The organism is Mesorhizobium sp. KR2-14 (assembly GCF_040049255.1).
Classification (GTDB): domain Bacteria; phylum Pseudomonadota; class Alphaproteobacteria; order Rhizobiales; family Rhizobiaceae; genus Pseudaminobacter.
This window is the reverse complement of the sequence record NZ_JBDZDR010000013.1, coordinates 30158-52349: the sequence shown is the minus strand read 5'-3', so window position 1 is coordinate 52349 and position 22192 is coordinate 30158. Positions and strand designations below refer to the sequence as shown.

Below are 22192 nucleotides of genomic sequence, written 5' to 3'. Positions count from 1 at the left end.
TTGCCGATGCGGTTGAGGCCGTCGCCGAGCCCCACCGTGGTGGTGGTCTTGCCCTCGCCGGCCGGGGTCGGGTTGATGGCGGTGACCAGGATCAGCTTGCCGTCCTTGTTGCCCTTGACCGACCGGATGAAGTCGGCCGACACCTTGGCCTTGTCGTGGCCGTAGGGCAGCAAGTGCTCCGGCGCGATGCCGATCTTGGCGCCGATCTCCTGGATCGGACGCTTCGTGGCCGCGCGCGCTATTTCGATGTCTGTCTTGAATTCGGGCATCAACTTCGCTCCCTTCGAATATGAATCCGGTATCTGTTGTCGTCGGAACGGGACGCGCTCCCGCACCGCGGCGGCGGCTCGCCGCGCGATTTCGCCTCAACTCGCGTAGGCGCAGATCTGGCTAACTCTCCTCGCAGACAGTTAGCCCCGCCGCTGCCTTTGCGTCAACTGCTATGAAATAAAATTTCATGGGAAGAATTATTTTTCGCCGGCAATCCGGCGGTCAAAGGAGACCAGTCATGCGGACGGCTCTTGCTGCCTGGGCAGCTTGGCCAATTCTCGCAGGATGCGCAGCCCGCGCACGGCCCGTCCTGGCGATGGGGCGCAGGGCTGAGTCTCAATGAGCAAACTGATTAGCTCATTATCGTGTTCGTCTCAACTCCGCGGCGTCACGGAGCGACCTCGCCAGTTCAACCTCGTGCCGAAAAACCAGTGGCAGGTTCGGCACGAGGTTGGCTGCTGTTTCGACTTATTCCGCCGGCATGAACTGGGTTGCAGCGCCGGACTTCTGTTCAAGCGATGCGAGTTCCTCTGCCTTTGGAACCGACAGCCACACTGCCAGCATGAAGCCGGCAGCGCCGCCAAGCAGCTTGCCGAGCATCAGCGGAAGGATCATCGTCGGCTGGAAGTTGGCCGAGAAGGCCAGATGGTCGCCGAAGGTAAAGGCGGCGCAGACCGCGAAGGCGATGGCAAGGACCTTGTCCTTCGGCTGCATCCTGCCGACCAGCCGGTACATGGCCAGGATATTCGCGCTTGCCGCAAGCAGACCCGCCGCTCCCTCCGGCGAAACGCCGATGCGCGCGCCCAGAACCTGCATCGGCCCGGCGAGATATTTGGTCAGCAGATAGACCATGGGGAACGCGCCGGCGAGCATGATGCCGATATAGCCGGCGATTTCCAGCGCCCGGAACTGGTCCTGCTCGTCGGCGATGATCGGATCAAAGCCCCAGGAGCCGAAGACCGTGCTGAAGAAGCCGGTGAAATATTCGACGATCGAGGCGACCAGCACCAGGGTGATGCCGGCATACATGATGCGCCCGAACCAGAGAAATCCCTTGATCATGGCGTCGGGCGCGAAACGCAAACCCAGAGCTATGGCCACGCAAAAGACGATGAGCGGAAAGAGGTTGCGTAGGATGTCGCTCATCGCCAGCGCTACCTGATGAGTAGCCTCGGCCGTCGTCGAAACCTCAGGCCGAATGTCGAGACCGGCGAAGGCGATGATCGAGCAGGCAATGAACACGCCGATCGGCACGCTGAGGATGCCCGACATGATGCCCAGCGCCATGTATTTGTGGTCGGCCTTGGCGAGCATGGCCAAGCCCACCGGGATGGAGAAGATGATGGTGGCGCCCGAAGTGAAGCCCACGATGGTGGCTATCATCCAGGCATCGCGCGATCCCGCCAGCGCATCAGCAAGCTGATAGCCGCCCATGTCGACTGCGATCACCGTCGTCGCGGCGATAGAGGGATCGGCCCCCACTAATGCGAACAGCGGGCCGACCGCAACGCGGATGAACTCCGACAGATAGGGTATCGACGCCATGATGCCGGCGACCGGAATGAAGATCGGGCCGATGGCGTGAAGGCCCTCGATGAACTCCTTTCCGAGCCCCGTTTCGGGGTTGCGGATCGAAGCGATTGCGCCGGCGACGGCGCAAGCCATGATTATGTAGATGACGTACGTACCGATAGAAGCCATTTGCCTTCCCCTCCCAAACGAGCGCGAGCTGCACTCGGCAATCGTATCGCCGCCAGACCTGCCGATCAGCTTTTCACGCGTTCCCCCTGCAGGTCATAGAGCGGCGTCAAGTGGATCGTGGCCGCGAAAGGTTCGTTTGCCACGATGAGTTCGTATCGGGCGGACGACAGGAACTCGTCGTCTACGCCAGATTCATTGCGCACATAGCCGTAGCCGACCGGCCTGCCGACCGTGTAGCCATAGCCTCCGCTGGTCAGGTACCCGACCGGCTCGCCGTTGCGCTGGATAGTCTCCCGGCCAACCAGGACGACACTCGGGTCCGTGGTGGTGAAACCGGCCAGCCGCTTGGCAAGCGGCCGTGCCGCTACCCTCTCGCAGGCTTCCCGGCCGATGAAGGGCACGTTCTGCCTGAGCTTGACGGCCCAGTTCAGGCCGGCCTCGAACGGGGTGTCGTTGGGCGTGATGTCCGAACCCCAGGCGCGATAGCCTTTCTCCAGGCGCAGCGACTCGATCGCTCGGTAGCCTACGGGCCGGATATCGTGCGCTTTTCCGGCCTGCATCAGGGCGTCGAACACATCGCCTGTCCCTGCGAGTGGCACGTGCAGTTCCCAGCCAAGTTCGCCGACATAGGTGACGCGTAGCGCGCGCACAGGATAGCCGGCTATGTCGATCTCCCGCACATGGCCGAAGGGAAAGGCGGCGTTGCTGATTTCGGCCGACGTGATTGCCGCCAGCACGTCGCGAGCCCTCGGACCCATCAGCGAAAGAGTGCCGAACTCTTCGGTAACGTCGCTCAACCTGACATCTGCAGCCGTGGGCAAGTGATCTGCGATCCAGCCGAAATCATGGGTGCGGGAGCCGGTGCCCGTCACGACGTAGAACCGGTCGTCGGCAAGGCGCGCCACGGTCAGGTCGCATTCGATGCCGCCGCGCGTGTTCAGCATCTGCGTATAGGTCAACCGGCCAGCCGGTTTGCCTACATCGTTCGCGCAGATGAAATTCAGCGCTTCCGCGGCATCGCGGCCCGAGAGCTCGAACTTGGCGAAGGAGGATTGATCGAACACGCCCACCTTTTCGCGCACATGTGCGTGCTCGGTGCCGACATGCTCGAACCAGTTCTGCCGCCCCATCGAATATACGTCGGCCGGTTCCACTCCGGCCGGGGCGAACCAGTTAGGTCGCTCCCAGCCGAGCTTGGAGCCGAATACGGCGCGGTGCTGCTTGAGCCTCTCATATAGGGGCGAAACGATGCGCGGCCGGCCGCTTTCATGCTCCTCATGCGGATATGCGACGGTGTAGTGCTTGCCATAAGCCTCGAGCGTGCGCTCCTGAACCCATGCACGATCCCGGTGAAGGCCGGAGAAGCGGCGGATATCGACGCTCCAGAGATCCAGCGGCGCCTCGCCCCGGATGACCCATTCGGCCAGAACCCAGCCGGCTCCGCCGCCCGATGCAATGCCGAAAGCGTTGAAGCCCGCACCCACGAACATGTTGGCGCATTCGGGTGCGCGCCCCAGGATGAAGTTTCCGTCCGGCGTAAAACTCTCCGGCCCATTGATCATCTGCTTGACGCCGACGTTCCCGAGCGCCGGCACGCGGGCGATGGCCTGCGTCATGTGCTGTTCGAAGTGGTCGAAGTCGTCGTCGAAGAGCTGAAATTCCCATTGGTCGGGAACATCGCCATCCGGCAGGCCAGTCGCCCAGGGCTGGGGGTTCGGCTCGTAGCCGCCCATGACCAGGCCGCCCACTTCTTCCTTGAAATAGGTGCGCCGGTCGGGGTCGCGGATGGTCGGCGCGTCAGCGGCCAGCCCCTCGATTTTCTCCGTAACGATATACTGGTGCTTGACCGGCTGAAGCGGCACCGAGACGCCGGCCATGGCGCCGACCTGGCGTGCCCACTGGCCGGCGCAATTGACGACCGCCTCGCAGGCGATGGTGCCCTTATTTGTCTCGACAGCGGTGATGCGGTTGCCTTCCATGACAAAGCCGGTCACACGCACGCCCTCGAAAAGGCGAGCGCCATGCATGCGCGCACCCTTTGCCAGCGAATAGGTGATGTCGGCAGGGTTGGCCTGCCCATCGGTCGGAAGCCAGGACGCGCCGACAAGATCGGACGTGTCCATCAGCGGCCACATGCGCTTGACCTCCTCCGGCGAGACGAGATGCATCTCCATGCCGAAGCTTCGTGCCGTGGTGGCAAGCCGGCGGAACTCGGTCCAGCGGTCCTCATTGGTGGCAAGCCGCAGGCAGCCGGTCATCTTCCAGCCTGTCTCGAGGCCGGTTTCCTCATGCAGGCGCTTGTAGAGTTCGACCGAGTATTTCAGCACGCGGGTGATGGACGCGGAGGAGCGAAGCTGCCCGATCAGGCCCGCCGCGTGCCAGGTCGAGCCTGAGGTAAGCTTGCCCTGCTCCAGCAGGATCACATCTGCCTTGTGGTCGCGCGCCAGATGATACGCGGTGGAGCAGCCGATGATCCCGCCTCCGATGACGATGATCTGGGCATGGGAGGGCAGGGATTGGGTCATCAGGAGGCACGTCCATATTGTGTTCGGTAAGCGTCGAGCGCGGCTTCAAGCCGCTTGAGGTTCTCTTGCGTGTAGGCCACGTAATCGGTGCCGGGCGCGTTGAGGTAGAGTTCGGAAACCATGCTCCACATGGCCTCGCGCAGCAGCGAGGCGCACTGCATGGCCGCAAGCGAGCGCAGCATGGCAGGGTCGGGCGACCTGTCGAAATAGTAGCCGAGCAAGGCTTCGGACTCTTCGGCCGAAAAGCCGGCATTCGACGACAGCCCCGCAAGATCGAACATGGCGGAGGAGAATCCGGCATATTCGAAATCGATCAGCCACAGGCGCTCGCCATCGTCGAGCAGGTTAGCCGGTAGAAGGTCGTTGTGGCCGAAGACGATGGGAAGCGGCATCTGCGCGGCTTCGAGTTCCTCCGCCATTGCGAGATAGGCAGGCAGATGCGCGGCCATGCGGCTTCCGCCTTCGCCCAGCGTGCGCGCATAATCGCGAATGACATGGAAGGGCCAGAACATGAAGCCAGGGCCCGAAACGTGGCGCGGCATCATGAAATGGAATTCGCGAACTATCTTCGCCACACGCTCGATGTTGGCGCGCACATCGGCTTCGCCATAGGTCTTGGCGAGCAGATGGCGGGACACCATGACCCCTGGCTCGGCATGTTCCACGGCAGGCGCAAACGACGCCTCTTCTGCCGCTCGCGCCGTCATAACCTCGCGTTCGCGAAACACATGGTGGAAAGGGTAGTCTTTACCGAACCGCACCACGTGTCGTCCGCGCGCGTCGGTTACCAGCCAGCTTTCATTGCTGATGCCGCCCATCAGCGGCTCGATTGCGATCTGCCCCTCCCAGACCGGCAAAGCCGCAATTCTTTCCCGGCGAGCAGCCGGGATTTCAATAGCCTCCGCCATGCTTCCCCCTCCGCAGCCTTTGGCTGCTTGTTTTGAGCGAGGATCGGTTGGCGTGGGCGAGAAGTCAACGATTAAATGTGGATTTATGACCGCTTTAGCTACATTTGTGTCATGAAATCGGGCAAAACACATCAAGCTCGGTCATGAGCCACAAGGAACTCGCGGATGGAATATTCTCCTCGTCACGGCCAGATCCTCACTTTGCTGAAGGAGGAGGGAACGATCAGCGTGGGCGAACTGGCGCGCCGACTGGGAGTTTCGCTGGAGACGGTGCGGAGGGACGTCAAGCCGCTGGCTGCCCGAGGGGAAGTCGTGCGCATGCACGGCGCGATAGCTCTGCCATCGGTTGTCAGCGAAGCGCCGTTCGAGCGGCGGATGCGGGAGAACCGCCCGGCGAAGGAGGCCATCGCCCGTCTTGCCGCGTCAACCATCCGTGATGGGGAGTCGATCATGCTCGACACCGGAACCACCACCAGCCTGCTCGCCCGGGCGCTCCTGGATCATCGCAGGCTGACGGTCGTTACCAATTCGTCGGACATCGCCCGCACGCTGGCCACGGTCAACGGCAACAAGGTCTACATGGCCGGCGGCGAGCTGCGCAGCGACAGCGGTGCGGCACTGGGCTTTTCGGCCATCGAGTTCGTAAGCCGCTTCAGCGTCGATCATGCAATCATTTCGGCCGGCGCCATCAACGCGGCCACGGGCGTCATGGACTATGACCTGGAAGAAGCGCAGTTCGGGCAGGCTGCCCTCTCTTGCGGGCGCCGGCGGGTCGTCGTCACCGATGCCTCGAAGTTCGGGAAAAAGGGGCTTGTGCGGGTTTGCGCTCTTGCGGATTTTGACGAATTGCTGGTCAACCGGATGCCGCCGGCCGATCTGGCCGAGGCGCTGCGCCAGTCCGATGTGACCGTGGCGGTCGCCGAAGCATAGGAGCCGATCGGAGCGGCAGTTGCCGATAGCGCCGCGTCCGAAAGGCGTTGAATCTCAGGGCAGTGGCAAGCACCAGAAGGCGAAGAGCGGCTCCTGACCGGAACGCATCGAATGCAGGATATTGCCGGGATTGTAGATCAGGCCGCCGATGCCGGGCTCGTTCCACGGCCCGTCGTTTTGCCGCCACTCTCCGGGAGAAAGGGCAATATACACCTCTTCCGGCGGGTGGCGATGATCGGGGTAGGTGGTGTGTGGCGCCATGACCGTGACGCCGATTTCAACACTGGTGCTCCGCAGCAGTGCATCCGGACCGACAATGATCGAGTTGGCGTGGCTTTCGTTAAACAGAGAAGACGCCGATCCTCTGCGATTGTACCAGGCAAGCATCGGCTCGATTTGCCGGAAAGCCTGTGCCAGGCCGCTAAGGTGCGCCGGCGCGTCTGCGAGATCGTCGCAGCAGCTTTCAAGATGGCGGCACGCCGGCAATCTGCCGGGCTTCAGATCGTTCAAGGCAATTTCGTCGCCGGGCAGTCCGGCAAAGGCCCGATGAAAGGCATCTTTCAGCGGCCCGTCGCTTGTTGCTTGCAGGCCGATGGCGGTCTGTAGGGAAGCCAGGAATGTCTTGAACTGGGTCTTGGCGAGAGAGGTCATGCCTGAGACTTTCCCGCATTATCCGGCTGCCGTACTGGGCCATTTTGCGGCATCTCATGGGCCATAAGGCTGCCTGTTGGAGCAAGCAGCGACGCGACTCGACAGCGCGGCTTGAGGCAAGCTCGTCAGGAGTTGCCTCTTGGCGTCGCCGCGCTGCTCGCGTCTTGTCGAAGGCTTCGCGGTTCAGGCCGTCTTGTCGACCTCGCCCTCGGTCTCGGCCCAATCCTTGAACGCACCGAGATTGAAGACCTTCTCATAGCCCATGTCCTTCAAGACCTTGCCGCTGAGTGCTGAGCGGCCGCCTGAGGCGCAGTAAAGGATGATCGGCCGGTCCTTCCGGAATTCGGGATTGTGGTATTGCGTGTCCGCATCGGCACGGAACTCCAGCATGCCCCGGGAAACGTGCAGTGCATCCTTGATTTTGCCGCTTGCCTGAACTTCAGGCGCGTCGCGCACATCGACAACAAGAGCGTCGTCCTCGGCAATCATCCTGCGTGCTTCATCGGGGGAAATCTTGCGCACGGCAGAATTCGCGGCAGACATGAGTTCTTTCACGCTGGTGGCCATTTCACCCTCCATTCCTCGAGCAAAATTCAAGTAAAGCACATGTGAGGCCAGGAGTGTACGAGATTCGCCATAGATCAGATGGTGTGTTGTTTGCGAGGTGCGCTGGCAGCTTGACGCAAAATATGGTCCGCGGCGAAAGGCGTGTGGCCGGACATCTGGTGTGTTGGCGTGCCGAATAGCGGAACGCTGTTCCTCATGGGGTTATAATCAGCACGAAGATTTCCGGGAAATAGGCGTTACTGCATTTTCTTCTCACGTAAAGGGCGCATGCGGACCGCACCCCCGGAGGCTCCGGCCAGCTTGCGGAAAAGCTGGGCCGTAAGGGCCACGGATTCGGTTATGTTGTAGTTTGCGGCGGCGCGCCTCACACTTGCGGCCGACATGGCCTTCAGCTTTTCCGGCTGGCTGATGAGCTTGAGCGCGGCCCTTGCGACACCCTCCCAATCGCCTGGAAACTCGCTGACGATGCCCGGCCATTCGCTGGTGCCCACCAGAATGCCGGTTTCGCCAGTCTCGATTATTTCCGGTACTCCGCCCACGCCGATTGCGATGACCGGCACGCCACAGGCCATCGCTTCCAGCAGCGCCAGCGGCATGGCATCGGCGCGCGAGGTGTGCAGCATGAGATCGAGCGCCGGATAGACTTCTGACGGGTCCTCCCAGACCCCGGCCAGATGTACGTTCCTGGAAATTCCCGCCCTTTCGATCGCAAGCATGAGGTCCCTTTCCATGGAACCGGTTCCGACCAGTGCGAAATGCACTTCCGGCTTGTGCCGCAGAATGTAATCGGCCGCCTTGATGAACTTGTCGGGGCCTTTTTCCCAGGCCAGGCGCCCGACAAAGCCGACCAGGAATTCCTCTTCGCCGACCGAGATGGCGTCGCGCAGTCGGTTGCGCGGAGCGCAGCCCGGTCGGTAGCGCTGGAGGTCGATGCCGTTGGGGATCAGGGTCAGTCGCTCGGGCTGGAACCCGACGGCGAGTGCCTGTGACCACGCCTCCCGGCAAACCAGGATCATATGGCTGCCGGTCAGGCGGGCCACGCTGATCTCCTGTGGCTGCAGGCTCATGCCGTGCAACGTTGCAACCGTCGGGGTGTCGGTCAGTGTCCCGGCAATCGCGGCAACCGTATGCGCGTTCATCAAATGGGCGTGGATGAGGTCGATTTCACAGACATCCACCAGTCCGGCGATCATCTCGATCGAGCGCCATGGCGGATCGTCCCGCAATGGGGCGATGTAGACGGGGCAACCCTTCAGCCGCAGCATGCGGGTATAGGCACTTTCGAACGGGCACAACACGGCCACGCCGAACTCTTCGGCGGGCAGGTTGCTGATGAGATTGCCGACGTAGTTCTCCATGCCGCCGACGATCGCATTGCCCAGCACCTCCAGAATGTTGATCCTGCCGCTGTCCCGGAATTTTCGATCTGCGCCCGCCATACGGCTCGAACCAGCCATGATCATACCCCTGCGGCCTCGGGCAAGCGCAACCATCTGGCGGCTGTGCCCGACATCAGTTCCCAGCGGTCGTCCGGCGCTATCTCAAGCCTGTCCAGCAGTTCCGCCACTTCGTCGATGGCGGCGCGGATATGAGCGCCCGGGCAAGGCAGGAAGCGATCGCTTCCGAATTGCAATTGCTGCGAGCCGAGGACGTCGAATGCTAGGCGAAGAACGGATTCGCGATAGACGGGCGGCGGGCCAAAAGAAATGTCGAAGCGGAACTGACTCTCGGCCGGATCGACGCCGTTGATGCGATCGATAAGGCCGACAGCGTTCGCCTCGTCGCACCAGGGCCAGCCGAGATGGGCGAGCGTCACTCGCAATCGCGGATGATCGCGCACGGCCTCGTAAAAGCTCGGTCGGCAGAAGCGGCCGGAGCGGCCGTCGATGAAGATGCCGCTGTGAAATAGGATCGGCAGGCCTAGGCGCTCGGCAGCTTCATATACACGATGGGCGCAATCGTCGTAGGGATACCAGCCCGTCGGCACCAGCTTCAGCCCGCAAATGCCGGGCAGGCTGGCCGCCTCCTCAAGGTCGCGCGCGGCTTCGGCGTGCAGGGGGTTGACCACGGCAAAGCCGAACAGCCTGTCAATGTGCCCGGCGATCAGCCTAGACAGGTGGCGATTGCCGGCGCGCAGCGACTCGCGGTCGGCGAGCGAATAGGGCTCCGTTAGGAACGGCGCGAGAAGGACCGCAATATCCACGCCCGCCTCGTCGAGCGAGCGCAGCACGCCGTCTGCATCCTCGCGTCCGGACGTGTGCAGATGAGCGTCGATTATCATCAAAGTCATCTCCTCAATTCCGCGATGATCAACTGCCGCGAGCGCAAGGTGTTCCAGCCTCCCGCAAATTTCTGTGAACTGATCGGGAACAACTCCCTTGAGACGACGTTAGAAGGCGGCAAAAGCAGCCGAAGTCGAATGGCCTCGGAGATGTTTTTTTGTTGCCTGAAATGATGAGGGAAAGTTCTCGAATAGATGTAGTTCGTCAAACAAGGATCGGAAATGAAATGGACATCCATTGTTCTGAAGATAATTCACGCTCCTTGTTGTTTTGCTTCTCTCATCTGCGTTGGGATTTCGTATATCAAAGACCGCAGCATCTTCTTGCCAGGGCAGCGCGGAGCCACCGGGTAGTATATTTCGAAGAGCCGACTTTCGAGCAGACGGGCCAATCGTTCCTGCGGATCGTGGATGCCCTGCCTCGGCTTAGGGTCGTAACGCCGGTGATGCCGCACGGAACGTCGCCGACGGAAGCCTTGCAAATCCAGCGTCGCCAGCTCAATGAACTCATCGCCGCGGAGCCGCCCGGCAGAAGGATCTTCTGGTACTATACCCCGATGGCGCTTCGCTTCAGCGGCCATCTCGATTGCGATCTGTGCATCTATGACTGCATGGACGAACTGTCCGCCTTCAAGGGCGCGCCGCGGGCGCTGTCGGAGATGGAGAGCGTGCTTTTCGAACTGGCGGACGTCGTCTTCACCGGTGGAGAAAGCCTCTACCAGGCCAAGCGCGCGCTGCATCCGGCCGTCTATTCGCTTCCAAGCAGCATCGACGCCGAGCATTTCAAGCGCGCGCGGTTGCCGATGGCTGATCCGTCGGATCAATGCGGCATCCCGCATCCCCGCATCGGGTTTTTCGGCGTCATCGACGAGCGCATGGATCTCGCTTTGGTCGCTCAGGCCGTCTCTGCGCTGCCGCATGTCCATTTCGTCATGCTGGGGCCGACGGCAAAGATCGATCCTGCAACCCTTCCCACGGCTCCAAACCTGCATTGGCTGGGGCGAAAGTCCTACGCCGAACTGCCCTTCTATCTGGCCAACTGGCAGGCCGGCTGGATGCCTTTCGCGCTGAACGAATCCACCCGCTATATCAGCCCGACAAAGACGCCGGAGTTTCTGGCCGCCGGACTTCGCACCGTATCTACCGCCATAATGGACGTGGTGCGCAGCTATGCCGCCGCCGGCCTGGTCGAGATCGCCGATGCCGGGAACATGCCTGCAAAGCTGAAGTCGGTTCTAGACGGGCCCGACGCGAACTGGATGCAAAAAGTCGATGCGTACCTCGCCGGCACGTCCTGGGACAGGACATGGGCCCAAATGGCGGAGCTGATCGAACGCGCCGGAGAATTGCAGACATCGGGAACTCGCAGGGAAACGCTGCAATGTTCGATTGGCTGATCGTCGGGGCAGGGTTCGCCGGCAGCGTGCTTGCGGAGCGCATCGCCTCGCAACGCAATGAAAGCGTCCTCCTCATCGATCGGCGGAACCATGTCGGCGGCAATGCCTATGATTGCTACGACGAGGCGGGAATTCTGATCCATCGCTACGGTCCGCACATCTTCCACACCAATTCGCAGGCAATCGCCGACTATCTGTCTCAGTTCACCGCATGGCGGCCCTACGAGCACCGCGTTTTGTCCCGCGTGGACGGCAAATTGCTGCCGATCCCGATCAATCTCGACACGATCAACCGCCTCTATGATCTGGAGTTGACCTCCGAGGAACTCGAAGCGTTCTTCGCGGCGCGAAGAGAGACGGTCGAACAGGTGGCGACCGCCGAGGACGTGGTCGTCAGCACTGTGGGGCGGGAGCTCTATGAGAAGTTCTTCCGCTTCTACACCACCAAGCAATGGGGCCGCGATCCCTCGCAGCTCAGCAAATCCGTCACGGCGCGGGTTCCAACGCGCCTCAACCGCGACGATCGCTATTTTGGCGATGTGTTCCAGAACATGCCGGCGGGAGGCTATACCCGCATGTTCCAGCGCATGCTCGACAACCCGCGCATCAGCGTCATGTTGCAGACCGACTATCGCACCATCCGCCCACAGATTCCGCATCGACGCCTGATCTATACCGGACCGGTCGACGAGTTTTTCGACTTCAGGCTGGGGATACTGCCCTACCGATCACTGCGCTTCCGCCACGTGACGCTGGATCGGGAGACATTCCAGCCGGTCGCCGTGGTGAATTACCCGCAGGACGAGGACTACACCCGGATCACCGAATACAAGCATCTGACCGGCCAGAAGCATCAAAGAACCAGCCTGAGCTATGAATATCCCAGCGATGTGGGCGACCCCTATTACCCGGTGCCCTGCGCGGAAAACGAAACGCTCTACAAGCGCTACGAGATGCTGGCCCGGGGGCTCCGAGACGTCTGGCTCGTCGGACGTCTCGCAACCTATCGCTATTACAACATGGATCAGGTGGTCGGGCAGGCCCTGGCGACCTTTGCGAGGATCCAGAAGACGGTGCCGGTAGGAACCCCAGCATCGACCGGTCTGGCCGAGGCCGCGGAATGAACCGCGACATGCCACTTCAGCTTTGGGGCGGCATCGAATGCAGCGTGGTCCGGGTCGGCGAGGGGATACGCGACCAGGTGGTCGAAACCGGCCACTATCACCGTTCGGGGGATCTCGAGCTCGTGGCCGGCCTGGGCATCAGGACGCTTCGCTATCCGGTGCTCTGGGATAGAGTTCGACATGGCCTTGCTGGGGAAGACTGGAGCTGGTCCGACGCGCGGCTGAAACGGCTGAGGGAACTCGGCATCGATCCCATAGCCGGCCTTCTGCATCATGGCTTTGGCCCGCGGGCAGACAAGGTGCTCGACCCACTATTCTCAGACGCATTCGCCAGCTTTGCCCTCGCGGTGGCGCAGCGATACCCCTGGATTGAATCCTTCACGCCCATCAATGAGCCGCTGGTCACCGCCCGGTGCAGCGGCCTTTACGGCCTGTGGTACCCACATGGCACAGACGAAGCGACCTGCTTCCGGTTGCTCGTCGCCCAGTGTCGCGCAGTTGCCAAGGCGATGGCTGCGATCCGAACCGTCAGTCCCGGCGCAAGGCTCGTTCAAACAGAAGATTTCGGGCGCGTCTTTTCCACGGCCTCGCTGCGACACCAGGCGGACTACGAGAATGAGCGCCGCTGGCTCTCCATCGACCTGCTTGCCGGCCGGGTGGATCGAAGCCACATGTTTTATAAGATTCTGCTGGCGGCTGGGGCAAGCGAATACGATCTTGCCGAGCTTGCAAGCGAGCCCTGTCCTCCGGACGTCGTCGGCATCGACCACTATCTGACCAGCGACCGCTTCCTCGACCATCGCACTGAGCTTCATCCCGGCGAGTATGTCGGCGGAAACGGTTCGGATGTTTATGTCGATATCGCCGCGGTGCGTTCAGAGTGCCAAGACCAGGCACGACTTGCCTTGCGCATCGGCGAGGTTTGGGAGCGTTACCACCTGCCGCTGGCAGTTACGGAAAACCATAATGGATGCACGCGCGACGAGCAGTTGCGATGGCTGATCGAGGGCTGGGAAGCGGCCGGCGCCGCCCGCCGCAAGGGGGCTGATGTGCGCGCAGTCACCGCCTGGGCGCTCTTTGGCATGGTCGACTGGAATTCCATGCTGGTGCATCGCGAGCGGCATTATGAAAACGACGCCTTCGACAGCCGCTGCCAGCCGCCGCGTCCTACCGCGCTGTCGCATGCTATCGCGAAGCTGGCGAAGGGCGAAGACTACGACCACCCGGCCATGGACGGTGCCGGATGGTGGCGCAGCGAGAGTAGCCCGGCCAAACCGGCACGCCCCATCGTGCTTTCCGGCAACGGTGAATTCCGGTCGATCCTGGAAGAATGCTGTACGGCTCGCAGGCTCTCTTTTCTGACCGGCAATGCGGATATTGCGCTCCAGCAGCCGCTGCCGGAGTTGGCGTGGTCTTCCATTCATGCCGAACCGGGGCGGGCTTCCGAAGGGAACAGCCTACGCCTGTCCTGCCGCTTTGCGGATGGCGGCCAGCTAAAGGTCGAGGCCGACCGCGCGGCTGACTGGCATTGCGTGGCTGATGCCTGTCTCGATCTGCTCATCGACGATTGCCGCGGAACTGTAAGACTGCTCAAGGCCGAGCCCCATAACCAGTACGAGCTGGCCCGCATGGCATAGCCCGGCCATTCCCGCGGCGCCGGGGCCAAGCCGCAGCGCCAAAACGGCTAGCGCTTCGCGGCACCGCTGTCTGCTTCATCCCTGCTCAGGAACATCTTGGTGGTGGGAGCCAGATGGTCGCCGAGCCATTCGGCCATGGCCTCTTCCTCGCGAAGGTTCTGCAGGCAGACCCGCGCAACTTCGTTTTCGCCGATCGCCTCCGCAGCCGCAATCAGGATCGTGTATGAGGCGATCTCCATGTGTTCGAATGTGTAGCTGGCGAGCGAGCCCTTCATTACCTCGTCGCTGGAAAAAAATCCGCTGAAGGCCTGGCCCATGGCCGTCAATTTTCCGCTGAAGTCCTTCATCGCCGACGTGTCTTCACCCAGTTGCTCCAGGCATTGTCTCAAGCGCTTTGCCTGCTGCCTGGTCTCGTCCAGGTGGACCCGGATGCGCTCCCTGAGTTCGGGATAGCTGTCGAGCCGGTTGATCTGGCCGGACAGCATTGTTTCGGCTTGTTCTTCCATGGCGTGGGCATCCCGCAGCCACTGGACCATCCACTCGCGCGCCTCGGACATGGCAATGCTCCTCTTTCTGGAGCAACCCAACCTCGAACCCGTGGGATTGTTCCGGTCGTTCGAGGGTGCATTCGGGCCGAGAAGCCGGCGGGCGCGCGGCCAGATAGGGGAGTTGGATACGCCCTAAAGTGTGTTTTGACGTCGTGCCTGCGTTCCGGGGCCGCGCCAGTTGCTGGCTCAGCCGATCACTGTTGCTTCGGAGTGGGGTTTACGCCTTCGGAATGGCGCGCCTTCTCCTCGGTCTCTTCCACGGGCTCGCTGTTTCCGAACCCGCCAGGAGGAAGCTTGTTCTTCGCGGCATCCTGGGAGAATTCGGGATGGCCTGCGTACTGCGTGTCTTTCGGCGGCTTTTCATGATTGGCCGGTTCCGCCGGAGGTGGCTGCGCAGGCTCCGAGGAAAATGCAGGATCATCGAATGGAGGAAACGAGCCCGCAGGGTGGGTGTCTCTCGGTGGCGATTTCTGCTGATCAGTCCGCTTGTCTGCATCTACGCTGTTCTTGCCCGGCATGTCGGTCTCCCCGTCTGAGTACGAAAGAGAACTGTGCGTCGGGCTAATTGTTCCGGGCGATGCCGGGGATTCGGCTGCGGCTGCCGAGCTTCGGGAAAGGGCGCGATCACCCGCCTGGAAGATCCGGAGGCTTGGGCGTTGGATTCGGCTTGGGTCGTGGAGAGGGCGGCGGACCGAGGGGCACCGGCTTGTCAGGAACGTCGGGATGCTCTTCAGGCTGAACTTCCTGGTCTTCCTTCCTTGGGGCAGGCGTCTTGGGGTCCGGCATCGAAGCCTTTCCTTTCGCGCCTAACTCCTGGCGGAACATAATCGTTCCGAACAAGGTTTTGCCTCCTGTGGGGACAACGCGTCGCCTTCGCTCCTTCGCTTGGAGAGCATTTATGGAAACAGCAATCGTCAAGGTGATCTGTGCTGTGGGGCAGTCGGGCCAGATGGGCCTGCATGGGCGCCTCCCCTGGGAGGGCGACCAGGGGCCGGAATACAAGGCAGACGTCGCCCGCTTCTTTGAGCTCACAAAGGGACATGTCCTGGCTGCCGGACCCAAGACCATTGCCAGTGTTCCAAAATTTGCCCGCGAGGACCGGGAATTGTTCATCCTGCGCTCCAGCATGGACCCGGAGCAGACGCTCAAGCGCTTTGCCGGTCGTATCGTCTTCATCGGCGGCGGCCCGGCGGTGTGGGACGCTTATGCGCGCTTCGTCAGCCACTGGGACATAACGCGGTTGCCTTACGACGGTCCTGCCGACCGCTGGTTCGATCCGCGATGGCTCAATGCATAGTGATGGATCAGCGCGCTACCAGCATCGAGGATGCACGCCGCCAAAAACAGCTTGAAGGTCGATCCAAATCAAGCCCTCAACAGGCCGGAGATATGCTGGGACCCCGCCTCCTATGTGGGCTCCCAGCATGGGCGCGAGACAGACGTGACAATCATTTTGACGTTCGCGATGTCTTTGCTCTGTCTGCCTCGGCGCGAGCAACGATAGCGTCGTAGACGGCCAGTTCGGCTTGGTCGATCGATGCGACGGCATAGTCGATCGCCAACGACGCCTCCACTTCCAACGCCTTGGCGTGGTTTTCGGCGTGCTTGACGTCCCTCTCGTGCTTTTGCTCGGCGATGTTGGCCTTGAGGGCTGCCTGATCCGCGCTGATTTTCGCCTGCAGCGCCTTCCATTTTTCGGCGAGCGTGGTGCCGACAGCGTGCATGTCCTCATTCACCTTCGCTATCGACGCCTCCACTGTGGCGCGAGTTTTCTCCCTGCGACTAACGATCTTGTCGTGCGCCTCCTTTAGTGCGGCGGAAACATGATCCTCGGCTTCTTTCGCGTGGGCAGACATCTCGGCGAGACCTTCGGAAAGCGGTTTGACCATGGTCGTTCTCCCTGGTGGGGTTAAAGTCCCAACGAGGAGATTTAGCGCACCACCTTACCCCTGGAAGAACCCGCACCTTCCAAAAGTATGCGCCGCCCACCCTTGGCGGGGCGCCGATGCCGAACATCAAGGCACTCCCTCGAGACCATCGCCGCAATGGGCTGATGATCCGCTCTTCAGCCTGCCCCCTGCGGCCGTACGAATCGCGCAGCTCCTTTGCTAGCGCCCTTTGGTTCGCCCGAATCCAGACGAACTCCTTCGATTCTGACAGACGCGTTGCGTCATCGGCCGCAAGAGCGGGTTGCGCTGCGTTTACTCCTTTAGATGGCTGCAGCCAGCCATTTGGTTGGAATGACACAGGCGCGGTTTATGCAAAAACTGCGACGGTAACAGGCCCAGCGGACTTACTTGTCCGTAAGCGATAGAGAGTGCGGACCCGAAATGTCAGCAATCAAGCGTGCGCTCCTGCTCAGCACCGGCGACCGCTATTTCGCCCTCGTGACGAACTTCGCAACCGTATCCATCGTTTCCCGGATCCTGTCGCCGGGCGAGATCGGCGTATCGGTGATCGGGGCTGCCATCGTTGGCATCGTCCTGTCGATCAAGGAATTCGCGAGCAGCAACTTCCTGATCCAGCGCGGCGAGCTGTCGCGCAACGACATCCGCAGCACCTTCACTGTGATGCTGATCCTGACGCTTGCCATTGCTGCCGCACTTCTGCTGGCCGCGCCGTGGCTGGCCTCGGCCTATGAAGAGCCGCAACTGGCCCCCTATCTCCGGCTGGTTTCCGTCGCTCTGCTCGTGGAACTGATCTCCACGCAGATTCTGGCACTGTTGCGCCGCGACATGGTCTTCGGCAAAGTCGCCATCACCAACATGGCCGGAGCCGCTGCCGGCTCTATCTCGACGATCGTGCTGGCTTTACTGGGTTTCAGCTATATGAGCTTTGCCTGGGCGTGGCTGGCCTCGGCCACCGCGATGGCGCTCTTCGCCATTGTCTTCCGCCCGCATTTCTGGATGTTCAAACCCTCGCTGCGCCATTGGCGCGAGATGGTCGCATTCGGCGGCTATCACGGCGCCACCGTCGTCCTGCTCCGCGCCTACGAGGCGCTGCCCTACCTGCTGCTCGGCCGCATGTTCTCGCCCGATGCAACGGGCTTGCTCAGCCGTGCCAACATGATCTGCCAATTGCCGGACAAGCTGATCATCGGCGGCGCGGTTCCCGTGGTGCTGCCGGCTTTCGCCACCGAGGTCAGGCAAGGACGCGACTTGAAGCACCCCTATCTCAAGGCGATCGAACTGGTCACTGCCCTGCAATGGCCGGCCCTCGTCTGTCTGGCCCTGCTCGCCCACCCCGTGATCCACATCTTGCTTGGCCCCCAGTGGAAGGACGTGGTCCCCCTGGTTCAGGTGATGGCGATAGCGTCGCTTTTTGCCTTCTCCTTCGAGCTCAACTACCCCGTGCTGGTGTCGATGGGGGCGATCAGCGACATCTTTCGCCGCGCCCTGATCATCTTCCCCGTTTCGGCAGCCATGATCGGTGCTGCGAGCTTCTTCGGCCTGCAGGCGGTCGCTTCGTCCTTCCTGCTGGTGATCCCCTTCCAGGCTTTCGTGTCTATGCTGATCGTGCGCCGCCGCATTGCCATGCAATGGGCTGACATCGCTGCACCGCTCTGGCGCAGCAGCGTCGTCACCGCTACTACGGCACTCGGGCCACTCGCAGTCATCATGGCCACCGGCTTCCGGCTTGATCTGCCAATCTGGCAGGGCATATTTGCCGGCTGTCTCGCCGGGGCTGGCTGGGTAATGGGGCTGAAACTGACCCGCCATCCCTTGTTCGACGAGTTGCTCAAGACCCTCTCGCTTCGCCGCTTCGCCGTCCAGCAGCTCCGAGAGATGCCCTAAATAGCCGACTCGCAGGAACGTCGCAGTGCCCGGACGCGCCACGCTGCGATTGCGCGGAGACCGTAGATTCTCAGGGCGTGTGCCGTCCGAGGGCCTCGGCAAGGCGCATGCGCATATGCGCCATAGGGTCACCCATCCGCATCAGGTAGTCGAGAGGCGGCAGCACCGCCAGGCGCGGCGACAGCTCGAAAGCGAGCTTGAACAGCTCTAGCCCGGCCGCGCGCTGCCCCCGCACGATGTGCGAGATGGCAGACCAGTAGGCCCGCTTGCCGAGATTGCCATAGACGCGCCGCCGCAGCCCGCCAACGCCGGGCGCAGCAGCAGCGTCGCGGGTGAAGAAACTGTCGAAGGTCTGCCTGGTTTCGACCAGATCGCGCTTGAAATCGCGCCAGAAGATGGCCGAGATGTTGGCACCATGCACGCGCCTGATGCCGTGCACCGCGTTGGTCACCGCCACGCGGCGGTTCAGCGACAGCCTGAGGTAAAGCTCGAGATCCTCGTTGAAGGCTACGTCGGTTCGGAAATGGCCGACGCGCTTGAGATCGGCCGTCCGCACGAGGGCCGCCCCGCCGCCGAACAGCACCTTGGAAGGCAACGAGCGCTCCAGCGTGAACGCCTCCGACGACAGTAAGCGCCACGGCTCGTCCGGCCTATTCTCAATTGCGGGGGGAGGGTTGGTGGTATGCCAAACCAGTTCGGCGCCGCAGGCGAGCGAAACGTCACTCTCCTTCTCCAGCACTGTCAGGGCACGCGCGAAGCAGCCTTCGACGAGCAGGTCGTCGGCGCACAGCAGCATGAAATACTTCGACGCCGCCCAGTCCACGCCCTCGTTGTAGGAGGCGTGGTGGCCAAGGTTCTTGTCGCGCGCAACAAGCGTGATGCGCTTGTCGTGCTTCATCAGCCTGCGTGCCACCGCGACGCTGTCATCGGTCGAGGCGTTGTCGACGATCAGTATCCGGATGTCATCGACGCCCTGGACGCTGATGCTGGCAACGCATTCCTCGAGATAGCGACCGTAGCAATAGTTGGGAATGGCGATGTCGATCAGGGCCATGGCTCGGTCTCCATGCGGCCTTGCGGCAGCGGCGTTGGACGGGAAGCCGGTGTCGCAAGCCGGTTCTCGATCACGCCGATAGCGGTCTCGTAGCGACGGACGGTCCGGTGCCGGCGAATGGCATTGAGAAAATAGCTGACACCGTAGTCGAAGGTACCCGCCGGCAGGGGCAGCGCCGTCTCAGCCGATATGCGCCTTAGCAGGGCATACTCCCTGCGGTCGCAGCGCCACGACCGCATCGGCATGAATTTCACCCGGCCGGTATAGTGCCTGACCAGCGCCGTCGACCAGGCCTTGGTGTGTAGGGCCGACTTCTGGACATTGTAGCGAACCGGCAGCATCCTGCAGTCGCCGCCAAAGGTGAGGTTGAGCGCGCACTGGTCGTTGGGTACGCATTCGCTCATGTAGGCGCAGGCATGTGAATGGGCGAAGAGGTTGCGGGTGAAGCGATCGAGCGCCCGCGTCCGCAGCCACTTCGCGCCATTGATCACCATGACACCGGCGTTGAAGAAATCGGGCGAAACGCCGTTTCGATTGCAGTTCAGGGCAAAGGCGGGATCGTCGAAGCCGGTCGACACCGACAGGTCGAGACAGGCCGCGGCCGACTCCTCAAAGCCGACGATGTGCTCCAGATGCAGATCGCCGAAAGCCAAAGTATCACCGTCGAGATAGGCGATATATGCATAGTGGCGGGCAAGCTGTTCGATCACCGCCACCCTGAGATAGGTGGTCGAAGTCAGATGCTTGCCGATCGTGACCTCGTTGGCCGGCGCATAGCCCGGAGCCGGCGCGACAGCCAGGCCGTGGCCCCGCGACTCGACTGCTTGTCTGAACCGCGGCGGCACCTCGCTTTGGTAGCCGTGCTGGAACAGGAAGAAATCGACTGGCGCGCCATGCGCGAGTGCCACGGAAGCCAGCGCAAACAGCGTCATTTCGTGGTAGTTGGCGTCGGTGACATAGGCGACTGCCACCGGGCCATTTCTGGGTCCGTGATGCGCCGTGCTGGTCACGTCAGGCCCCTTTTCCGTTCGGGCAGGCGCAGGACCTGCTCCAGCAGGATCGTCTCCTGCTCCACTAGTTCGGCCAGATAGCGCGCTACCGTCGCGCGCACCTGAGCGGCTCGCGCGTCGCGCTCTTCGAGTAGCCCCTCCAGGCGCGAGATCAGCCATTCCACCTGGAACTGCTCGACATCGGCGCAATAGTCGGCGAGCCACATGTCGGCTGCGAGCACGTCGTGCTTTTCGAGATAGCCGAGCGAGATCACCGGGATGCCGACGCGCAGCGCGCAGACCACGTTGTGGAAGCGGGTTGCGACGATGACATCGGTCGCCTGCATCTGCGCCATCACGTGATGCAGTGAACTCGCGGGCTCGTAAAGCACACGCGCAAGCTCCGCCTCGGACAGTTTCGGTCGCAGGCGGGCCATGAGATCGACCACCGCGACGTGGTCGTTGTCCTGGCCCAACATCAGGCGAACCGCAAAACCGCGTCCGAGCACCAGTTCGACGAACTCGGCAAGCTTCGCGATGTAGGCTTCATAGATGCGTTGGCCCTCGCCGGTCCGGCCGCGATAGTTCATTACCCCCAGTCCGATGATCAGCGGTGCGCCCGGATAGCGCGCCAGTGGCGGGGGCACCGGCAGACTGAAGGCAAGGTCCGGGAACACCTCGTCCGCGCTGGTGTCGACCCCCAGCGACGTGACGAAGTCGCGGGAAATTGCATCGCGGAACGACCGGTACGTCGCGCAGCGGGAAGCACCGGAAAAGAAGAGCCGACTGAGGTAGTGATAGGCAGGCCCCGCCCCGATGCTGACGAAGGCAATCGCGCAGCCACGCAACCTTGCCATCGCCAGCCATTTGAAGAACACGTATGGCATTCCGAAGGGGGTGTCGCCGAAATCGTCGAAGGCGCCGGTTCCCGGCAGCACCACGATGTCAAAGCAGGCAAGCTTACGGAAGGCGCGGACAGGACCATAGAGCTTGTAAGGAAGGCGGCCAAGCAGGCGGTTCGCCCGATCGAGCCATGGCTGTTTGATACCCCGCCGCGTCAGCTTGATAGTGTTGATGCCGAAGGTCTCCGCAACGACCTTCGGCTCGGTGCAGATCACCGTCAGTTCGGCCTTGGGGCAGATGCGCGAAAGCGTCCGGATCATCGCCTCGAGCGACCCGTCATTGCCGAAATTGCCGACGCCGAACTGGCCCAGAAGGGCGATGCGCAGCGACCTTTTGCCATGATCGGAAACCGCGCTTTCGGCCGGCCGTTGCGGCGTGGGCAACCATTCGGCGCTGCCGGTGGCGCGCTCCTCCCGAATGGTAGCGGCGGCGGCCACACCGCCGGCCAATAGGCCCGGCCCCTTGCTGCCCCTGCCCACCATCAGAATGCGCCTCCGCCTCCTGCCTGCTGTTCGGGATGAACCGCATCGGCCATCGCCATGAGCTTGAGATGTATCTTCGTGATGCCCGGCCAGGTGTATTCGGCCGCCCTGGCAAGGCCGGCCTTGACGAGGTCGTGCCGCAGTGCCGACCTGGAGTGCAGGCTGCGCACGGCGTGGGATAGGAGCGTGACGAAATCACCGTTGCTGCCCCAGCGTCTCACAGGGCGAGGAGCTGTCCTGGCAGTCGTTGTCGCGTCCATGTAGGCGCCGGGTAACGGCAGCGCGATGACATTGCTGTTGCCTGGCGACATCCGCTGCGAAGCCCGGACCTTTCTCGTGTCCATCAGGTTTCTTCCGCGCCCATCGGTTAGAGTCTTTGCGGACGAGCGGCACTGCATTGCAGCGCAACTTTGCCCTGACCGTAGCATTGT

At 62.1% G+C, this 22192-nt stretch carries 21 protein-coding genes; 6 read left to right on the top strand and 15 right to left on the bottom strand.

Going from position 1 to position 22192, the window contains the following annotated elements:
* The 4 genes from ABLE86_RS21750 to ABLE86_RS21735 all read right to left on the bottom strand — a co-directional run.
* Positions 1–269 (bottom strand): formate--tetrahydrofolate ligase (locus tag ABLE86_RS21750; protein WP_348781086.1); only part of this gene is annotated, 269 nt, incomplete at its 3' end.
* A gap of 469 nt (positions 270–738) precedes the next feature.
* On the bottom strand, positions 739–1971 hold the full coding sequence (eutH, locus tag ABLE86_RS21745; RefSeq protein WP_348781085.1) for an ethanolamine utilization protein EutH: 1233 nt from the start codon (positions 1969–1971) through the stop codon (positions 739–741).
* 65 nt (positions 1972–2036) lie between these two features.
* Positions 2037–4496, bottom strand: coding sequence for an FAD-dependent oxidoreductase (locus ABLE86_RS21740; RefSeq protein ID WP_348781084.1), 2460 nt, complete (start codon positions 4494–4496; stop codon positions 2037–2039).
* Positions 4496–5404 (bottom strand): phosphotransferase family protein, encoded by a 909-nt coding sequence (locus tag ABLE86_RS21735; RefSeq protein ID WP_348781083.1) that lies wholly within the window; start codon positions 5402–5404, stop codon positions 4496–4498. The genes ABLE86_RS21740 and ABLE86_RS21735 overlap by 1 nt, the downstream gene beginning before the upstream one ends.
* 165 nt (positions 5405–5569) lie before the next feature.
* Between ABLE86_RS21735 and ABLE86_RS21730 the strand changes: the two genes are divergently transcribed.
* Positions 5570–6334, top strand: coding sequence for a DeoR/GlpR family DNA-binding transcription regulator (locus ABLE86_RS21730; protein ID WP_348781082.1), 765 nt, complete (start codon positions 5570–5572; stop codon positions 6332–6334).
* Positions 6335–6388: 54 nt separating this feature from the next.
* On the opposite strand, the gene ABLE86_RS21725 is transcribed toward ABLE86_RS21730, so the two are convergent.
* The 4 genes from ABLE86_RS21725 to ABLE86_RS21710 form a co-directional block, all read right to left on the bottom strand.
* Positions 6389–6985: a dimethylsulfonioproprionate lyase family protein gene (locus ABLE86_RS21725; RefSeq protein WP_348781081.1), complete on the bottom strand. Its 597-nt coding sequence runs from the start codon at positions 6983–6985 to the stop codon at positions 6389–6391.
* Positions 6986–7168: 183 nt separating this feature from the next.
* Positions 7169–7552 (bottom strand): rhodanese-like domain-containing protein, encoded by a 384-nt coding sequence (locus tag ABLE86_RS21720; RefSeq protein WP_348781080.1) that lies wholly within the window; start codon positions 7550–7552, stop codon positions 7169–7171.
* A gap of 236 nt (positions 7553–7788) precedes the next feature.
* Positions 7789–9009, bottom strand: a complete 1221-nt coding sequence (locus ABLE86_RS21715) for a glycosyltransferase family 4 protein (RefSeq protein WP_348781079.1) — start codon at positions 9007–9009, stop codon at positions 7789–7791.
* Positions 9010–9011: 2 nt separating this feature from the next.
* On the bottom strand, positions 9012–9833 hold the full coding sequence (locus tag ABLE86_RS21710; RefSeq protein ID WP_348781078.1) for an amidohydrolase family protein: 822 nt from the start codon (positions 9831–9833) through the stop codon (positions 9012–9014).
* Between the two features lie 170 nt (positions 9834–10003).
* On the opposite strand from ABLE86_RS21710, the gene ABLE86_RS21705 reads away from it, so the two are divergent.
* Genes ABLE86_RS21705 through ABLE86_RS21695 form a run of 3 tightly spaced genes read left to right on the top strand, consistent with a single transcriptional unit; the run spans position 10004 to position 13991 of the window.
* Positions 10004–11230, top strand: coding sequence for a glycosyltransferase family 1 protein (locus ABLE86_RS21705; RefSeq protein WP_348781089.1), 1227 nt, complete (start codon positions 10004–10006; stop codon positions 11228–11230).
* Entirely contained in the window at positions 11215–12354 is a 1140-nt protein-coding gene (glf, locus tag ABLE86_RS21700; RefSeq protein WP_348781077.1) for a UDP-galactopyranose mutase, read from the top strand. Before ABLE86_RS21705 ends, glf begins: the two co-directional genes overlap by 16 nt.
* Positions 12351–13991 (top strand): family 1 glycosylhydrolase, encoded by a 1641-nt coding sequence (locus ABLE86_RS21695; protein ID WP_348781076.1) that lies wholly within the window; start codon positions 12351–12353, stop codon positions 13989–13991. Before glf ends, ABLE86_RS21695 begins: the two co-directional genes overlap by 4 nt.
* A 47-nt stretch (positions 13992–14038) precedes the next feature.
* Here ABLE86_RS21695 and ABLE86_RS21690 read toward each other — a convergent pair whose 3' ends face one another.
* Together ABLE86_RS21690 and ABLE86_RS21685 are read right to left on the bottom strand one after the other, a co-directional pair.
* Positions 14039–14548 carry a ferritin-like domain-containing protein gene (locus ABLE86_RS21690; RefSeq protein WP_348781075.1) on the bottom strand — a complete coding sequence of 170 codons (510 nt, stop codon included), beginning with the start codon at positions 14546–14548 and terminating at the stop codon, positions 14039–14041.
* Between the two features lie 185 nt (positions 14549–14733).
* A complete protein-coding gene (locus tag ABLE86_RS21685; protein WP_348781074.1) occupies positions 14734–15057 on the bottom strand; it encodes a hypothetical protein in 324 nt (107 codons plus the stop codon).
* A 380-nt stretch (positions 15058–15437) separates the two neighbouring features.
* On the opposite strand from ABLE86_RS21685, the gene ABLE86_RS21680 reads away from it, so the two are divergent.
* Entirely contained in the window at positions 15438–15836 is a 399-nt protein-coding gene (locus tag ABLE86_RS21680; protein ID WP_348781073.1) for a dihydrofolate reductase, read from the top strand.
* A 151-nt stretch (positions 15837–15987) separates the two neighbouring features.
* Here the strand turns inward: ABLE86_RS21680 and ABLE86_RS21675 are convergent, their stop codons facing one another.
* Positions 15988–16428: a hypothetical protein gene (locus ABLE86_RS21675; RefSeq protein ID WP_348781072.1), complete on the bottom strand. Its 441-nt coding sequence runs from the start codon at positions 16426–16428 to the stop codon at positions 15988–15990.
* Positions 16429–16869: 441 nt separating this feature from the next.
* Between ABLE86_RS21675 and ABLE86_RS21670 the strand changes: the two genes are divergently transcribed.
* Positions 16870–18333, top strand: coding sequence for an oligosaccharide flippase family protein (locus tag ABLE86_RS21670; protein WP_348781071.1), 1464 nt, complete (start codon positions 16870–16872; stop codon positions 18331–18333).
* A 70-nt stretch (positions 18334–18403) separates the two neighbouring features.
* Here ABLE86_RS21670 and ABLE86_RS21665 read toward each other — a convergent pair whose 3' ends face one another.
* From ABLE86_RS21665 to ABLE86_RS21650, 4 genes are read right to left on the bottom strand one after another with little or no spacing between them, the layout of a single operon-like run.
* Entirely contained in the window at positions 18404–19387 is a 984-nt protein-coding gene (locus ABLE86_RS21665) for a glycosyltransferase (protein WP_348781070.1), read from the bottom strand.
* Positions 19378–20397 carry a glycosyltransferase gene (locus ABLE86_RS21660; protein WP_348781069.1) on the bottom strand — a complete coding sequence of 340 codons (1020 nt, stop codon included), beginning with the start codon at positions 20395–20397 and terminating at the stop codon, positions 19378–19380. Before ABLE86_RS21660 ends, ABLE86_RS21665 begins: the two co-directional genes overlap by 10 nt.
* Positions 20394–21761, bottom strand: coding sequence for a polysaccharide pyruvyl transferase family protein (locus tag ABLE86_RS21655; protein ID WP_348781068.1), 1368 nt, complete (start codon positions 21759–21761; stop codon positions 20394–20396). The genes ABLE86_RS21660 and ABLE86_RS21655 overlap by 4 nt, the downstream gene beginning before the upstream one ends.
* The gene (locus ABLE86_RS21650; RefSeq protein WP_348781067.1) at positions 21761–22105 is read right to left on the bottom strand and encodes a hypothetical protein; all 345 of its coding nucleotides are present in this window, start codon (positions 22103–22105) and stop codon (positions 21761–21763) included. The genes ABLE86_RS21655 and ABLE86_RS21650 overlap by 1 nt, the downstream gene beginning before the upstream one ends.
* Positions 22106–22192 lie beyond the last annotated feature (87 nt).